Origin of the sequence: Methylobacterium persicinum (assembly GCF_022179525.1) — a bacterium.
GTDB classification, from domain to species: domain Bacteria; phylum Pseudomonadota; class Alphaproteobacteria; order Rhizobiales; family Beijerinckiaceae; genus Methylobacterium; species Methylobacterium persicinum.
On the sequence record NZ_BPQX01000015.1, the window covers coordinates 88908 to 102277 of the forward strand.

General features: G+C 69.7%; 13 protein-coding genes. 9 read left to right on the forward strand and 4 right to left on the reverse strand.

Going from position 1 to position 13370, the window contains the following annotated elements; genetic code table 11:
* Window positions 1-118 precede the first annotated feature (118 nt).
* On the forward strand, window positions 119-475 hold the full coding sequence (locus MFF22_RS06210; RefSeq protein WP_238248109.1) for a hypothetical protein: 357 nt from the start codon (window positions 119-121) through the stop codon (window positions 473-475).
* Between the two features lie 57 nt (window positions 476-532).
* The gene (mutL, locus tag MFF22_RS06215; RefSeq protein WP_238248110.1) at window positions 533-2431 is read left to right on the forward strand and encodes a DNA mismatch repair endonuclease MutL; all 1899 of its coding nucleotides are present in this window, start codon (window positions 533-535) and stop codon (window positions 2429-2431) included.
* 247 nt (window positions 2432-2678) lie between these two features.
* Here the strand turns inward: mutL and MFF22_RS06220 are convergent, their stop codons facing one another.
* Window positions 2679-3056: a 4a-hydroxytetrahydrobiopterin dehydratase gene (locus MFF22_RS06220; RefSeq protein WP_238248111.1), complete on the reverse strand. Its 378-nt coding sequence runs from the start codon at window positions 3054-3056 to the stop codon at window positions 2679-2681.
* 246 nt (window positions 3057-3302) lie between these two features.
* Here MFF22_RS06220 and MFF22_RS06225 point away from each other — a divergent pair, with 246 nt between their 5' ends.
* The 3 genes from MFF22_RS06225 to MFF22_RS06235 are packed head-to-tail and all read left to right on the forward strand — an operon-like array spanning window position 3303 to window position 5775.
* Entirely contained in the window at window positions 3303-4289 is a 987-nt protein-coding gene (locus tag MFF22_RS06225) for an ABC transporter substrate-binding protein (protein ID WP_238248112.1), read from the forward strand.
* Window positions 4290-4322: 33 nt separating this feature from the next.
* Window positions 4323-5054: an ABC transporter permease gene (locus tag MFF22_RS06230; protein ID WP_238248113.1), complete on the forward strand. Its 732-nt coding sequence runs from the start codon at window positions 4323-4325 to the stop codon at window positions 5052-5054.
* Window positions 5035-5775, forward strand: a complete 741-nt coding sequence (locus MFF22_RS06235; RefSeq protein WP_238248114.1) for an ABC transporter ATP-binding protein — start codon at window positions 5035-5037, stop codon at window positions 5773-5775. Before MFF22_RS06230 ends, MFF22_RS06235 begins: the two co-directional genes overlap by 20 nt.
* 154 nt (window positions 5776-5929) lie before the next feature.
* Here MFF22_RS06235 and MFF22_RS06240 read toward each other — a convergent pair whose 3' ends face one another.
* Window positions 5930-7843 (reverse strand): aq_1923 C-terminal domain, encoded by a 1914-nt coding sequence (locus tag MFF22_RS06240; protein WP_238248115.1) that lies wholly within the window; start codon window positions 7841-7843, stop codon window positions 5930-5932.
* A gap of 136 nt (window positions 7844-7979) precedes the next feature.
* Window positions 7980-8306 (reverse strand): HesB/IscA family protein, encoded by a 327-nt coding sequence (locus MFF22_RS06245; RefSeq protein WP_238248116.1) that lies wholly within the window; start codon window positions 8304-8306, stop codon window positions 7980-7982.
* Between the two features lie 116 nt (window positions 8307-8422).
* On the opposite strand from MFF22_RS06245, the gene MFF22_RS06250 reads away from it, so the two are divergent.
* Window positions 8423-9682 (forward strand): deoxyguanosinetriphosphate triphosphohydrolase, encoded by a 1260-nt coding sequence (locus MFF22_RS06250; protein ID WP_238248117.1) that lies wholly within the window; start codon window positions 8423-8425, stop codon window positions 9680-9682.
* Between the two features lie 117 nt (window positions 9683-9799).
* Here MFF22_RS06250 and MFF22_RS06255 read toward each other — a convergent pair whose 3' ends face one another.
* Window positions 9800-10027 carry a hypothetical protein gene (locus tag MFF22_RS06255; RefSeq protein WP_238248118.1) on the reverse strand — a complete coding sequence of 76 codons (228 nt, stop codon included), beginning with the start codon at window positions 10025-10027 and terminating at the stop codon, window positions 9800-9802.
* A gap of 142 nt (window positions 10028-10169) precedes the next feature.
* Here MFF22_RS06255 and trpA point away from each other — a divergent pair, with 142 nt between their 5' ends.
* The 3 genes from trpA to MFF22_RS06270 are packed head-to-tail and all read left to right on the forward strand — an operon-like array spanning window position 10170 to window position 13315.
* Window positions 10170-11015: a tryptophan synthase subunit alpha gene (gene trpA / locus MFF22_RS06260; RefSeq protein WP_238248119.1), complete on the forward strand. Its 846-nt coding sequence runs from the start codon at window positions 10170-10172 to the stop codon at window positions 11013-11015.
* Window positions 11016-11074: 59 nt separating this feature from the next.
* Window positions 11075-11983 carry an acetyl-CoA carboxylase, carboxyltransferase subunit beta gene (gene accD, locus MFF22_RS06265; RefSeq protein WP_238248120.1) on the forward strand — a complete coding sequence of 303 codons (909 nt, stop codon included), beginning with the start codon at window positions 11075-11077 and terminating at the stop codon, window positions 11981-11983.
* Window positions 11984-11989: 6 nt separating this feature from the next.
* On the forward strand, window positions 11990-13315 hold the full coding sequence (locus MFF22_RS06270) for a bifunctional folylpolyglutamate synthase/dihydrofolate synthase (protein WP_238248121.1): 1326 nt from the start codon (window positions 11990-11992) through the stop codon (window positions 13313-13315).
* Window positions 13316-13370 lie beyond the last annotated feature (55 nt).

The following is a 13370-nucleotide window of genomic DNA, read 5'->3' on the forward strand; positions in this document are numbered from 1 at the left end:
CGCCAAAGCTGGATTCGCTCACGCGATGACAAGTGAAGACCGCCCGCTTAACGGCCACGCTACGTTTCGTTAACCACTCCATCGACATCCTACATTGCATCACCCGATGAGTGCAGCGATGTCCCAGACCCGCTCTCGCAGTTTCGACGACCCCACCCTCGATTGTCCCGTCTCGCCGGAAACGGTGGGGCGCCTCGCCAAGGCCGATCCCGGCGCCCTCCCAGACCTCGTGGACAGCATCCCCGAGTCGACCCGGGCGCGGCTCGCGGTCTGGCTCTACGGGCGCAGCCATACCCACGAGATCGGCGTGCGCATCGCTGCGACCTGCGATGGCTCCAGCCTGCGCCGGGCTGGCGGCCTCATCGGGAACGCCCTGTACGACCTGTCGCGCCGGCCCTACGCGGCGCCGACCCACGGGACGCGCACGAGCGGATCGGCCCGGATCAGCCTCGGCGGATCGAGCCGCTACGCCTGAGGGGGCGGCGCCAGCCCATCTGGAGCGCAAGCTCCGGAGGGGCTATCGTCGGCTGGCATGTCCGCCACCGCCCCCATCCGCCGCCTCGACCCGATCCTCGTCGACCGCATCGCCGCGGGCGAGGTGGTCGAGCGCCCGGCCTCGGCGGTGAAGGAACTCGTTGAGAACGCCATCGATGCCGGTGCCCGCTCGGTGGAGATCACCATCGAGGGCGGCGGCCGGCGCCTCATCCGCGTGGTCGATGACGGGCGCGGGATGGCACCCGCCGACCTCGCCCTGGCGGTGGAACGCCACGCGACATCAAAATTACCGGACGGCGACCTCGGCGCCATCGCCACCCTCGGCTTCCGCGGCGAGGCCCTGCCGTCGATCGGTGCGGTGTCGCGCCTGTCGATCACGAGCCGGCCCGAGGGGGCCGAGGCCGGGGCGAGCCTCGTGGTCGATGCCGGCCGCAAGGGTGAGGTGACCCCCGCCGCGGCCTCCCGGGGCACCCGGATCGAGGTGACGGACCTCTTCGCCGCCACCCCTGCCCGCCTCAAGTTCCTGAAATCCGACCGGGCCGAGAACGCGGCCATCGGCGAGATCGTACGCCGCCTCGCCGCGGCGCAGCCCGGCATCCGCCTCACCCTTCGGACCGAGGCGGGAAGCCCCCTCGTCCTTCCCGCCGAGACCGGCGACGGGGCGATGCTTCGGCGGCTCGGGGCGGTCCTGGGCCCGGACTTTCCGGCGAATGCCCTGCCGGTCAATTTGGAGCGGGAAGGCTTCGCCGTTGCCGGCCATGTGGGGCTGCCGACCTACCACCGGGGTTCCGCCGGCCATATCCACCTCGTGGTGAATGGGCGGCCCGTGCGCGACCGGCTGCTTCTCGGGGCCGTACGCGGTGCCTACGCCGACACCCTGTTCTCGGACCGGCACCCGGTCCTCGGGCTGATCGTCACGTGCTCGCCGGACCTCGTGGACGTGAATGTCCACCCCGCGAAGACTGAGGTGCGCTTCCGCGAACCGGGCCTCGTCCGGGCTCTGGTCGTCAGCGCGATCCACGACGCCCTCGGGCGGGGCGGCGCGCGCTCCTCCACGACCGGCGGCCTGCGGACCCTGGAGGCCCTTCGCCCGGCCGCTCCGCGCCTGATCGCGCATACGGGCTATGCGGCACCGAGCCTATTCCGACCGACGGCGCCCGCGCCGATCCCCCGGGACCTGCCCTCATTCGGCGCTCCGGCCGGCTATACGACGCCCTTCTACTCACCGACGCCGGGCCTCGCCGAGGCGACACAGGCCCTCCTCGAACCCCTCCCCGACCTGCCGCCCCAGGCCGAGACCGCCGCCGAGGTCGATCCCTTCGGTGAGGATCATCCCCTCGGCGCGGCACGGGCGCAGATCCACGGAACCTACATCCTGGCGCAGACCCGGGATGGCCTCGTCATCGTGGACCAGCACGCGGCGCATGAGCGGCTCGTCTACGAACGGCTGAAGGCGCAGCGGGCGTCCGGCGGCATCGCCCGGCAGGGCCTGCTCATCCCGGACGTGATCGAGATGGAGCCGGAAGCCGCCGAGCGGCTGGCCGCCTGTGCCGAAGAACTCGAACGCCTGGGGCTCAGCCTGGAACCCTTCGGACCGGGCGCTGTGCTGGTGCGGGAGATCCCGGCGCTCCTCGTGGGCGCGAGCATCCGCGATCTCGTGACCGATATCCTCGACGCCCTCGATGCCAGCGGGCTCGAGGACGGGGCCGCTCCGGCCACGGAGACCGGCCCCCTCGGCCGGAGCCTCGACGCCGTGCTATCGCGGATGAGCTGCCACGGCTCCGTCCGGGCCGGGCGCCGCCTGCGGCCCGAGGAAATGAACGCCCTCCTCCGGGAGATGGAGGCGACGCCGAATTCCGGCCAGTGCAACCACGGCCGTCCGACCTCGGTGGAACTCAAGCTCGCGGATATCGAGAGGCTGTTCGGGCGGCGGTGACGTCATCCTCCCCCGTCATGATGAACTCAGCGCGCTAGCAGGCTGCTGCAAAAGTTCGGCGAGGGAGATCATTCGCTCAGGGTGCCGGACGTCCGCCGCCGTCATTGCGAGCAAAGCGAAGCAATCCAGGGCCGCCGGACTTCTCAGAACTGAGCGGATCCCTGGGTTGCTTTGCGTTGCTCGCAATGACCGTGGTGATGACGTGATCCAAGTGTCCGGGAAGATGCCTTAACGAGCGAGGGCGCTCCTATTTCTCGTACTTGATGTACGCGAAGCGCGGATCCGTCGGCGTGCCTTCGAGCCCCTGGCCCTCGAGACCCGGCTGCCAGGAGACGACCTCCTCGATCTTCTTCGCCAGGGCGAAATCCTTGTCGGTGATGCCCTTGGCCGCGTGGTTCATCAGCCGGACCTCGACCCAGGCATATGAGGCGGTGATGTCGGGGTGGTGCCACGCGGCCTCGGCGAGGTGCCCCACCGTGTTGATCACCATGAGGGTGCTCTTCCAGCCGGACGTCTTGTAGGTGCGCCGGATCCACCCATCCTCGAGGCGCCAGGTCGGCAACTCGGCCTTCAGCCGGGCCTCCACCGCCGCGTCGTCCATCTTGGCCTCGCGCCGTTCCGTCATCGTGCCGCTCCCCGGTTGATCTCCCACAAGGGTGCCCGGCCTGCGTGCGCGGTGCAAGGTCACCCCACCGCAGGTGGACGAGCCCGGCCGGGCGCCCTATGACCATTTGGCAATGGCGTTCGCCAGAGGCGGCGCCCAAGGCTGCGTGACAAGCCTGCATGATCGAGGTCTCGATCGTTCGCAGGCTTGCCGTCGAGGGCCGGTCCCTGCATCGGAACCGCCGGAACACCGGAGGAGGAACGGCTCATGCTGTCTCGGCGTGCGATGATCGCCGCCGGCCTGCTCGGCGGCCTCGCGGCCCGCCCGGCGCAGGCGGGCGACCTCCCCGTGATCCGGCTCGGCAGCCTGCCTTTCGGCACCTCGACCTGGGAGGCGGCGGTCATCAAGGCCCGCAACCTCGATACCGCCAACGGCTTCACCCTCGAGGCGACGAAGCTCGCCGGCAACGACGCGGCGCGGATCAGCTTCGTCGGCGGACAGGTCGACACGATCATCGGCGACCTTCTCTGGGCGGCCCGCCTCGGCAACGAGGGCCAGGGCCTGCGCTTCATCCCCTACTCGACCTCCGAGGGTGCCGTGATGGTGCCCGACGATAGCCCGATCAAGAGCCTGAAGGATCTCGCCGGGAAGCGGTTCGGCGTGGCGGGCGGCCCCCTGGACAAGAACTGGCTTCTCCTGAAGGCGCAGGCCAGGGACGCGGCGGGCATCGACATCGAGAAGCAGGCCGAGATCGCCTACGGTGCACCTCCGCTCATCACCCTGAAGCTCGAACAGGGCGCCCTGGACGCCGCCCTGACCTACTGGACCTATTGCGCGCGCCTTCAGCCGAAGGGGTTCCGCCGGCTGGTCCGGGCGGAGGACATCATGCGGGCCCTTGGGGTCAGCGGCGACGTCTCCCTCATCGGCTACCTGTTCCATGCCGCCACCGTGGCCGAGAAGCCTGCGGCGGTGGGGGGGTTCTACCGGGCATCCCGGGCGGCCAAGGACATGCTAGCCTCCGACCCTTCGACCTGGGACATCGTCCGCCCCCTGATGGATGCCCACGACGACGCGACGTTCGAAGCGCTGAAACGCGAGTTTCTGGCCGGCATTCCCCGCCGGACCGTGGCAGCGGAACGGGCCGACGCCGACAAGCTCTACGCCATCCTGTCCAAGCTCGGCGGCGAGCGCCTCGTGGGGACGGGCAGCGGTTTGCCGCCGGACTTCTACTACGACGGATCACGTGATGGCTGACAACGCCACCGTCGAGCGAGCGTCCGTGCCGGCGTGCTGACCCGTCTCGTTTCCGTCGCTGTCCTTCTCGCCGCGTGGCAGGCCACCGCGTGGGAGGCCCATTCGCGCCTCCTTCCGGCCCCCCTCGCCGTGCTCGACTTCATCATCGCGGAAGCCCGGCGGGGCGATCTCCAGCACAATGTGGGGATCACGCTGCTGCGGGTGACGATCGCCTTCGTCATCGCGATGGTCCTGGGCATCGCCCTCGGCGTCGCCCTTGGCCGCTCGCGCAAGGCGGACCTCGCCCTCGATACGCCGCTCCTCGTGCTGCTCAACACCCCGGCGCTGGTCATCACCGTGCTGGCCTACGTCTGGGTCGGACTGACGGAATCGGCGGCGATCCTCGCCGTCGTCCTGAATAAGCTCCCGAACGTCGCGGTCATCGTCCGCGAGGGGGCGCGCAACCTCGACCCAGGGCTCGAGGAGATGGCCCGCGCCTATCGTCTGGACCGCTGGACCTGGGCCAGGGACGTGCTCGTGCCCCAGCTTCAGCCCTACGTGGTGACGGCGGCCCGCTCCGGCCTGTCGCTGGCCTGGAAGATCGTCCTCGTCGTCGAACTTCTGGGCCGGCCGGACGGCGTCGGCTTCGCGATCAACTTCTACTTCATCCAGAGCACCGATGTGGCGGCGATCATCGGTTACAGCCTCGTCTTCATGGCGGTGATGATCGGGATCGACGTGCTTCTACTCCAGCGGCTCGAAGCCCATGTCCGACGCTGGCGCTGACCCGGCCACGGTCCTGCGGGTCGCCGTTGCGGGCAAGACCTATCGGCCGAAGGGCGCGGAGCCCGTGGAGGCGGTACGCGACCTGCGGTTCTCGATCCGCGAAGGCGAGATCGCGTGCCTGATCGGCCCGTCCGGGGCCGGCAAGACCACGACCCTGCGCATCCTGCTGGGGCTCGACATGGAGTTCACCGGTGAGGTGTGGGGGGCCGAGCAGGCCAGCATCGTGTTCCAGGAGCCGCGCCTGCTGCCGTGGCGCAGCGTGGAGCACAACGTCCGCCTCGGGCTCACCAGGGGCGAGCGCCGCCGGGACCTCGACGCCCTGTTCGAACGTCTGGGCCTGACGCCGTGGCGGGGACGCTTTCCCGGCGCCCTGTCGCTCGGGATGCAGCGGCGCGTGGCCCTCGCCCGGGCCCTGGCCGGGGGGCCGCGCGTCCTGGTCCTCGACGAGCCCTTCGTCTCCCTCGACGACAACGCCGCTGCGGAGCTGCGCGCCCTGGTGGTCGACACCGTCGACGCGGCGGGGATGAGCGTGCTGATGGTGACGCACAACGTCGCCGAGGCGATCCAGATTGCCGACCGGTTGTTGCTCGTATCCAAGCGGCCGGCGACGCTGGTGGCCGACATCACCCTGGACCGTCCGCGACGCGACCGCGACCGCGCCTGGGCCGACGCCACCCGCACCGCCCTGGCTGGCAAGCACCCCGAGGTGATCGCGGATTAGTCGGTGTCGCACTCGCTCGTCATTGCGAGCGCAGCGAAGCAACCCAGGGATGCGCCTCGTTCTGAAGCGACCCGCTGCCCTGGGTCGCTTCGCTGCGCTCGCGAAGACGGTGTGAGGCGGGGCGCCCGCACCCGCTACCGACAGAGCAATCGGCTCAGTTCGCCTTCGCCTCGACGTCGAGCTGGTCGAGGACTGCGCCGGGGGAACGCGCGGTGCCGAGTTCCACGAAGCCGATGCCTGCGGGCTCCTTCGCCTTGGCGCGGAGCGTCAGCTTGCCGGGGTTCATCACGAACTGGCCCATCGCCGCGCCGATATTCTTCGCTGCCGGGCCGTTGCCGAGGATCACCGGCACGCCGAGCACGCTCGCCGTGACGTATTCCTTACGCAGCTCATCGGGCTTGAGGCTCAGCTCCTTCGCCTGCGCCGCCAGAAAGCGTTCGAACAAGCCACTGTTTTCGATAGTCAGGTCGAGGCTGCGGGCATTCCCGGCGAACATCAGCATCGTCTGCGCCGGCACGCTGCCGGAGAAGAGCTCGGGCCCGATCCCGCCGAACAAAGCCGCGAGCTTCACGGTGCCGATATCCTTGCCGGAGACAGTCACGTCGCGCAGGGCGACGGTCCGGGCGGCGTCGTCCCAAACGGCATCGGCCGTCAGGTCGAAGGTCAGGTCGCCATAGCCATAGGCCGGAAGGACCCCCACCAGCGGCAGGCCGGAAGCGAGGGATGCCGGCACCTCAAGGCCGGTGAGGGCGAGCCGGGTCGAGGCCGGAGCCCCGTCGGCGGCTGGGCCCATGCCGAATACGCCCTGTCGCAGCGCGATTCGGTTGGACTTCACGGGGATCGCCACGAGGGGATCGCCCGCCTTCGCGTCCGGCGGGCGGGCTTCCGCCACGCGGGCGCGGGCGGGTGTCCCGGAATTCTGCGCCTGCTTCTGCCGCGGGGTGTCGACGGCACCGCGCTTCTGAACCGGCGGCTCGGGGGGAAGATCGACCGTTAGGTCGGAGAGGGTGAGGGTCCCAAGGGCGACCGCAAGGCGGCGGCTCTCCTCCGGCCCGGGGGGCACGTCGGGCGTCTCGGCGATCCGGCGCAATTCGGTGACGAACGGGCCGAGGGAGGCCCCCGCGAGGTTGAGCTTGCCGAGGCGAGTGCGCGTCGCGCCGCTCGCAACCCCCAATCCCTCGACGACGACCCCGGCATCCGGCCCCGTCGCCGCGAAGCTCAACCGGTCGATCTCCATCAGCATGGGCGTGTCGAGGGAGGTGTCGCTGACGCTCACCCCCCCGATCTCCATGCGGCCGATCGATTGCGCCTCGATCAAGTCGGCGGTCGTCAGGAGGGCCCGGCGCTTATCTGCGGCGGCATCGTAGCCGGCGGCCATGGTATCGACGGCTTTGCTCCAGCCGTTCGCCACCTGCCGGCCCCCGAGGTCCGTCACTTCGAACCGGGCAAACTTGAACGTGATGCCCTGCTCGCTGGAAAACGCCATGTCGGCGACCCGGAGGGCTCCGTAGACCGTCTGAAGCGGCCCCTTGCCGTCGCCGGGTTCGATGGCGAGCCGGGCGAGCGCCGTCAGGTCCAGGCCGCTGGCGCGGATGGCCCCGTAGGTGCCGGCCCCGTTCTGGGCCGGTTTATCGCCCTTGGAGCTGATCGTGGCGCCGGCGATGGTGAGTTCCCCGATCTTCCCCGCCCGGACGTCACGGGCGACGATGTCCCGGTAGGTCGTGCTCTGGCGCAGATTGCCCGGGCCTGCCTGCTCGGCGAGAAACACCGGGGCCGTCAGGCTCGCCGCGTCCAGCCGGGCGAGACGTGTTTGCCAGGGCTCCGGCGAATCAGCCCTGAAGATCGCGGCGAGATCGTCCTTGGACAGCCGCGTGCCGCTCGCCGTCAGCTTCGGCACCTTCACCAGGGTGGCGCCGAGGGGAAGCTGCACGTCGGTCAGGGTCACATCCTGGACGGCGGCGGCGCCTTCCTGAGCGGAGGCTGGGTGCGGAACGGTGATCGCGAGGGCCAGCGCCGCGGCGCAGGCGACGATGGCCGACCGGAAACGGCGAGCCGCCGGGAGCTTCATGGACAGGTCCAAATCACGAGGCGCGGGCGCACATCGAGGGGTGCCGCGTTTCCGAACGCGACACAATCCCGCGATGGTGGCGCGAGCGTGGCGGACCGACCCTGTCACTCCGGCGCAACGGCGCCGGATAGGGGCGTCAGAGGGAGAAAGACGTCCCGCAGCCGCAGGACGCGGTGGCCAGGGGATTCTCGATCTTGAAAGACTGGCCGATCAGGTCGTTCACGAAGTCGATGGTCGAGCCGGCCATGTATTGCACCGAGACGGGATCGACGACGACGGTGGCGCCGTCCCGCTCGATGACGAGGTCTTGGTCCTCCCGGTCCCGCGCAATGTCGAACGAGTAGGAGAAGCCCGAGCAGCCGCCGCCGTTGACGCTGATGCGCAGCAGCGATCCGGGGGGCTCGTCGCCCATGATCTCGGTGATGCGCTTGGCGGCGCGGGGCGTCAGGATAATCTCGGACATGGGTTCAGCCACAGGCAAATCCGCGGCGGGGCGGGACGGTGATTGCCCCGCGCCCTCGGACCACCAAGATATGGGGCTCGGGTCCGCGCTGCAATGCGGGCGGCGGGGGAACAGTCGTGCAGGATACGAAACGCGGCCACGGTGAGCGCTGGCGGGCGCCCTACGCGACGGATCCCGCCCTGACGCGGGGCCGCCTCATCGCGGAACCGGTCTCGCCGACCCGCAGCGACTTTCAGCGGGACCGGGACCGGATCATCCATTCCACCGCCTTCCGGCGGCTGAAGCACAAGACGCAGGTCTTCGTGCACCACGAGGGTGACCATTACCGCACCCGGCTGACCCACTCCCTGGAAGTGTCGCAGATCGCCCGTGCCCTAGCGCGGGCTTTGGGCCTCGACGAGGATCTGGCGGAAGCCCTCGCCCTGTCGCACGACCTCGGCCACACCTGTTTCGGGCATACCGGCGAGGATGCCTTGGATGCCTGCATGGCGCCCTATGGCGGGTTCGACCACAACGCGCAGACGCTCCGGATCGTGACCCGGCTGGAGCGCCGCTATGCCGGCTTCGACGGTCTGAACCTGACCTGGGAAACCTTGGAAGGGCTCGTGAAGCACAACGGGCCCCTCCTCGACGTGTCGGGAAAGCCGACCCCGCGCTACGCCGAGCACGGTATTCCGGCGGCGATCCTGGAATACGACGCGGTGAACCCCCTCGACCTCGCGCTCCATGCCGGGCCTGAAGCGCAGGCCGCGGCCCTGGCCGACGACATCGCCTACGCCGCCCACGATCTGGACGACGGTCTGCGCGCGGGGCTCTTCGAGCTGTCGGATCTTGCCGCCGTCCCCTTCCTCGCCGGCCTCCTCGATGAGATCGAGGACCTGCATCCCGGCCTCGAACCGGCGAGGGTGGTCCACGAACTGGCCCGGAGGCTGATCACGCGATTCGTCGAGGATGTGATCCGCGAGAGCGGAAGGCGGATCGCGGCCTTGAACCCCGACAGCGTCGCCGACATCCATGCCGCCGGAGCGCCGGTCGTGGCCTTCTCCCCCGCGATCGAGGCGGCGGACGCGGAGGTGATGCGGTTCCTGTGGAAGCGGATGTACCGTGACGCGGGCGTGGTCGCCGTACGCGAAAAGGCCGCCGCCATCGTCTCTGACCTCTTCACCGCCTTCCAGGCTGACCCGACGCGGATGCCGGAGGAGTGGAGCGCCGGCCTGTCCGGCGCGCCGGAGGCCCGGATCGCCCGGCGCATCGCCGACTACATCGCCGGGATGACCGACACCTACGCGGTGCTGGCCCACCGTAAGCTCTACGATGTCACGCCGGAACTCCAGCCCTCGCCTCCGAGCCGGGGGTTGCCGCTGGCGGAGACCTGAGGGACGGGGACGTCTCTTCGGTCAGGTGTCGTGCCGTCCCGGATGGCTGCGCGGCGCGGTGTATTACGGGCAGGGAAGCGATGTGTCCCGCTCCCCCTGCCCGCATGAGTGCTCGCCTTACTCGCCGTCCTCCGGCGACCGGCGGTTGGCGCTGTGGTCCTGGTACTGGTCCGTCTGGACCCCCTTACCGTCGAGGCCGCGGGTCTGATCGTGCTGGGACTTGTCGCGGTTCGACAGCACGTCGTTCTCTCCGAGCACGCCTTCGGGCAGGTCCGTCATGCCGCCGCTGCCGGAGCCCTTACCCTGGCTGCCCGGGCCCATGTGGTGCTTGTCGGCCTTGGCCATGATTCACTCCTGGGATCGCTCGAAGCGCGGAAGATGGAGTCGCCGTCCCCGCCGACAACCGGACAGAGGGACGCCCCTGCTTCACGTCAGGGCGGCGATGGTGTAGCGCGATCCGTTTCCGGACAGCCGAACGCCTCACCCCATGCCGTTACCCTCGCCGAGCCGCATCGACACCACCTTCGCCAAGGCCCGCGCCGAAAACCGTGCGGTGCTGGTGACCTACGTCATGGCGGGGGATCCGGATCCGGAGACCTCCCTGGAGGTGCTGCGGGCGCTCCCCGCCGCCGGGGCGGACATCCTCGAATTCGGCATGCCCTTCACCGATCCCATGGCGGACGGCCCGGCGATCCAGGCCGCGGGGCTGCGTGCCCTGAAGGCTGGGCAGGATGTGGCAGGCACGCTTGCCCTGGTGCGCCGCTTCCGCGCCGAGGACACCACGACGCCGATCGTGCTGATGGGGTACTACAACCCGGTCCACACCTATGGCGTCGATCGCTTCCTGGCGGATGCCGTCGAGGCCGGGATCGACGGGCTGATCGTGGTCGATTGCCCGCCGGAGGAGGATTCGGAACTCTGCCTGCCGGCACTTGAGCAGGGCATTGCCTTCATCCGGCTGGCGACACCGACCACCGACGAACGGCGCCTGCCGGCGGTGCTCGCGAACACGGCGGGCTTCGTCTACTATGTGTCGATCACCGGCATCACCGGCACCGCGACCCCCGATTTCGGGCGCGTCGCCGAGGCGGTCGGACGGATCCGCAAGCATACCGATCTGCCCGTGGTGGTCGGGTTCGGCGTGAAGACCGGCGCCCATGCCGCCGCCATCGCCAAGGGCGCGGACGGCGTCGTCGTGGGTTCGGCGCTGGTCGACGCCCTTCACCGCTCCCTCGACGGCGAGGGCCGCGCGGGGGACAACACCGTCGCGGCCGTCACGAACCTCGTGAAGGAACTGGCCGAGGGCGTGCGGTCCGCCGGCCGGACCGCGTAAGCCGCTTCAATCCTCCATCGGCGCTCCGGCGCCGCATCGAACGACACGGGCGTTTCAGCATGGTCGAACCGATGAACTGGATCTCGGAGGTCGTGCGGCCCCGGATCAAGACGCTGTTCAAGCGCGAAACCCCGGAGAACCTCTGGGTCAAATGCCCCGATACCGGCCAGATGGTCTTCCACAAGGAAGTCGAGGCGAACCATTGGGTCATCCCGGGCTCCGAGCATCACCTCAAGATGAGCGCCGCGGCGCGCCTGAAGATGATGTTCGACGGCGGGACGTGGATCGACGTGGCGCTCCCCGAGGTCGCCACCGACCCGCTCAAGTTCCGGGACGAGAAGCGCTACATCGACCGTCTGAAGGATGCCCGGGGTAAGACCGGCCTGCAGGACGCCTTCAAGATCGGCTTCGGCCGGTTGGGCGGCATCCCGATGACCGTCGCCGTGCAGGAATTCGGCTTCATGGCCGGTTCCCTCGGCATGGCGGCGGGCGAGGCCTTCGTCCGGGGCGCGGAAAAGGCCCTGGAGAAGCGGACCCCCTACATCCTGTTCTCGGCATCCGGCGGCGCGCGGATGCAAGAGGGCATCCTCTCCCTCATGCAGATGCCGCGCACCACCGTGGCGGTGCGGCGGCTCCGGGATGCCCGGCTGCCCTACATCGTGGTGCTCACCAACCCGACCACGGGGGGCGTCACCGCCTCCTACGCCATGCTCGGCGACGTCCACCTCGCCGAGCCGGGGGCCCTGATCTGCTTCGCCGGCCCGCGGGTGATCGAGCAGACCATCCGCGAGAAACTGCCCGATGGCTTCCAGCGGGCCGAGTACCTGCGGGATCACGGAATGGTCGATCAGGTAGTTCACCGTCACCAGCTCAAGGAGACGATCGCGCGCCTTTGCGGCCTCCTCTTGAAACTGCCCGCCAGCGCGTTGGCCGAACCGGCCGCCGAACCCATCCCTGAAATGGCCTGAGGGCCGATGGACTCCTCCGACGCCCTCCTGGCGCGCTTCCTGGCGCTGCATCCCCGCACGATCGATCTGTCCCTCGGGCGGATCAAGCGTCTGCTCGCGCGGCTGAACCATCCCGAGCGGCGGTTGCCCCCGGTCATCCACGTGGCCGGTACCAACGGCAAGGGATCGACCATCGCCTTCATGCGCGCGATTTTGGAAGCCGGGGGTCTGGCGGCCCACGTCTACACCTCGCCCCATCTGGTCCGGTTCCATGAGAGGATCCGGCTCGGCGCCATCGGTGGCGGACGTTTTGTCGACGAGGAGACGTTGGCCGACGCGTTCCGCCGCTGTGAGGCGGCCAATGCCGGCGAGCCGATCACCGTGTTCGAGATCACCACGGCGGCGGCTCTGCTGCTGTTCTCGGAGTATCCGGCCGACGTGCTGCTGCTCGAGGTGGGCCTCGGCGGCCGGGTGGACGCCACGAACGTCATCGACCAGCCGGCCTGCGCGGTGGTCACGCCGATCGGCCGGGATCACGCGGAATATCTCGGCGACACCGTCGAGTCGGTGGCGACGGAGAAGGCTGGCATCTTCAAGCGCGGCTGTCCTGCGGTGATCGCGGCACAGGACTACGCCGAGGCCGACACGGTGCTCTGCCGGCAGGCCGAGCGTGTCGGCGCCGATCCGATTATTATCGGCAACCAGGACTTCTCGGTGCACGAGGAACGCGGCCGGCTCGTCTACCAGGACGAGACCGACCTGTTCGACCTGCCGAAGCCGCGCCTCGCCGGGCGGCATCAGCTTGTGAACGCCAGCACGGCCATCGCCGCCCTGCGCGCCGCGGGCTTCGGCGACATCGGCACGGCCGCCCTCGAGCGCGGCCTGACGGGGGTCGAATGGCCGGGCCGCCTCCAGCGCCTTGGCAAGGGGCGGCTCGCGGCCCTCGTCGCCAACGGTGCGGAGCTGTGGCTCGACGGCGGCCACAACATGGATGGCGGCCGCATCCTCGCCGCGGCGATGGGCGACCTCGGCGAGCGCAGCGACGCACCCCTGGTTCTGATCGTCGGCCTGCTCGGCACCAAGGATGCGGATGGCTTCCTCCGCCACTTCGTCGGCCTCGCCCGGGCGCTGATCGCCGTGCCAATCTCCGGCCAAGTCGCCGCCCGCCCACCGGAGGAGGTCGCCGAGATCGCAGAGCGCGCCGGGCTGTCGGCCCGAGTCTCCCCGAGCGTCGAAGCGGCCCTGGCGGCGGTGGCTGACATCGCGTTCGAGCGCCCGCCCCGGGTCCTCATCTGCGGATCGCTCTACCTCGCCGGGCAGGTGCTCGCGGCCAACGGCACCCCGCCGACCTGAGGCAGGTGACGATGAGGTCAGGCCTGCCCAACACTCCGCCTCATCCTGAGGTGCC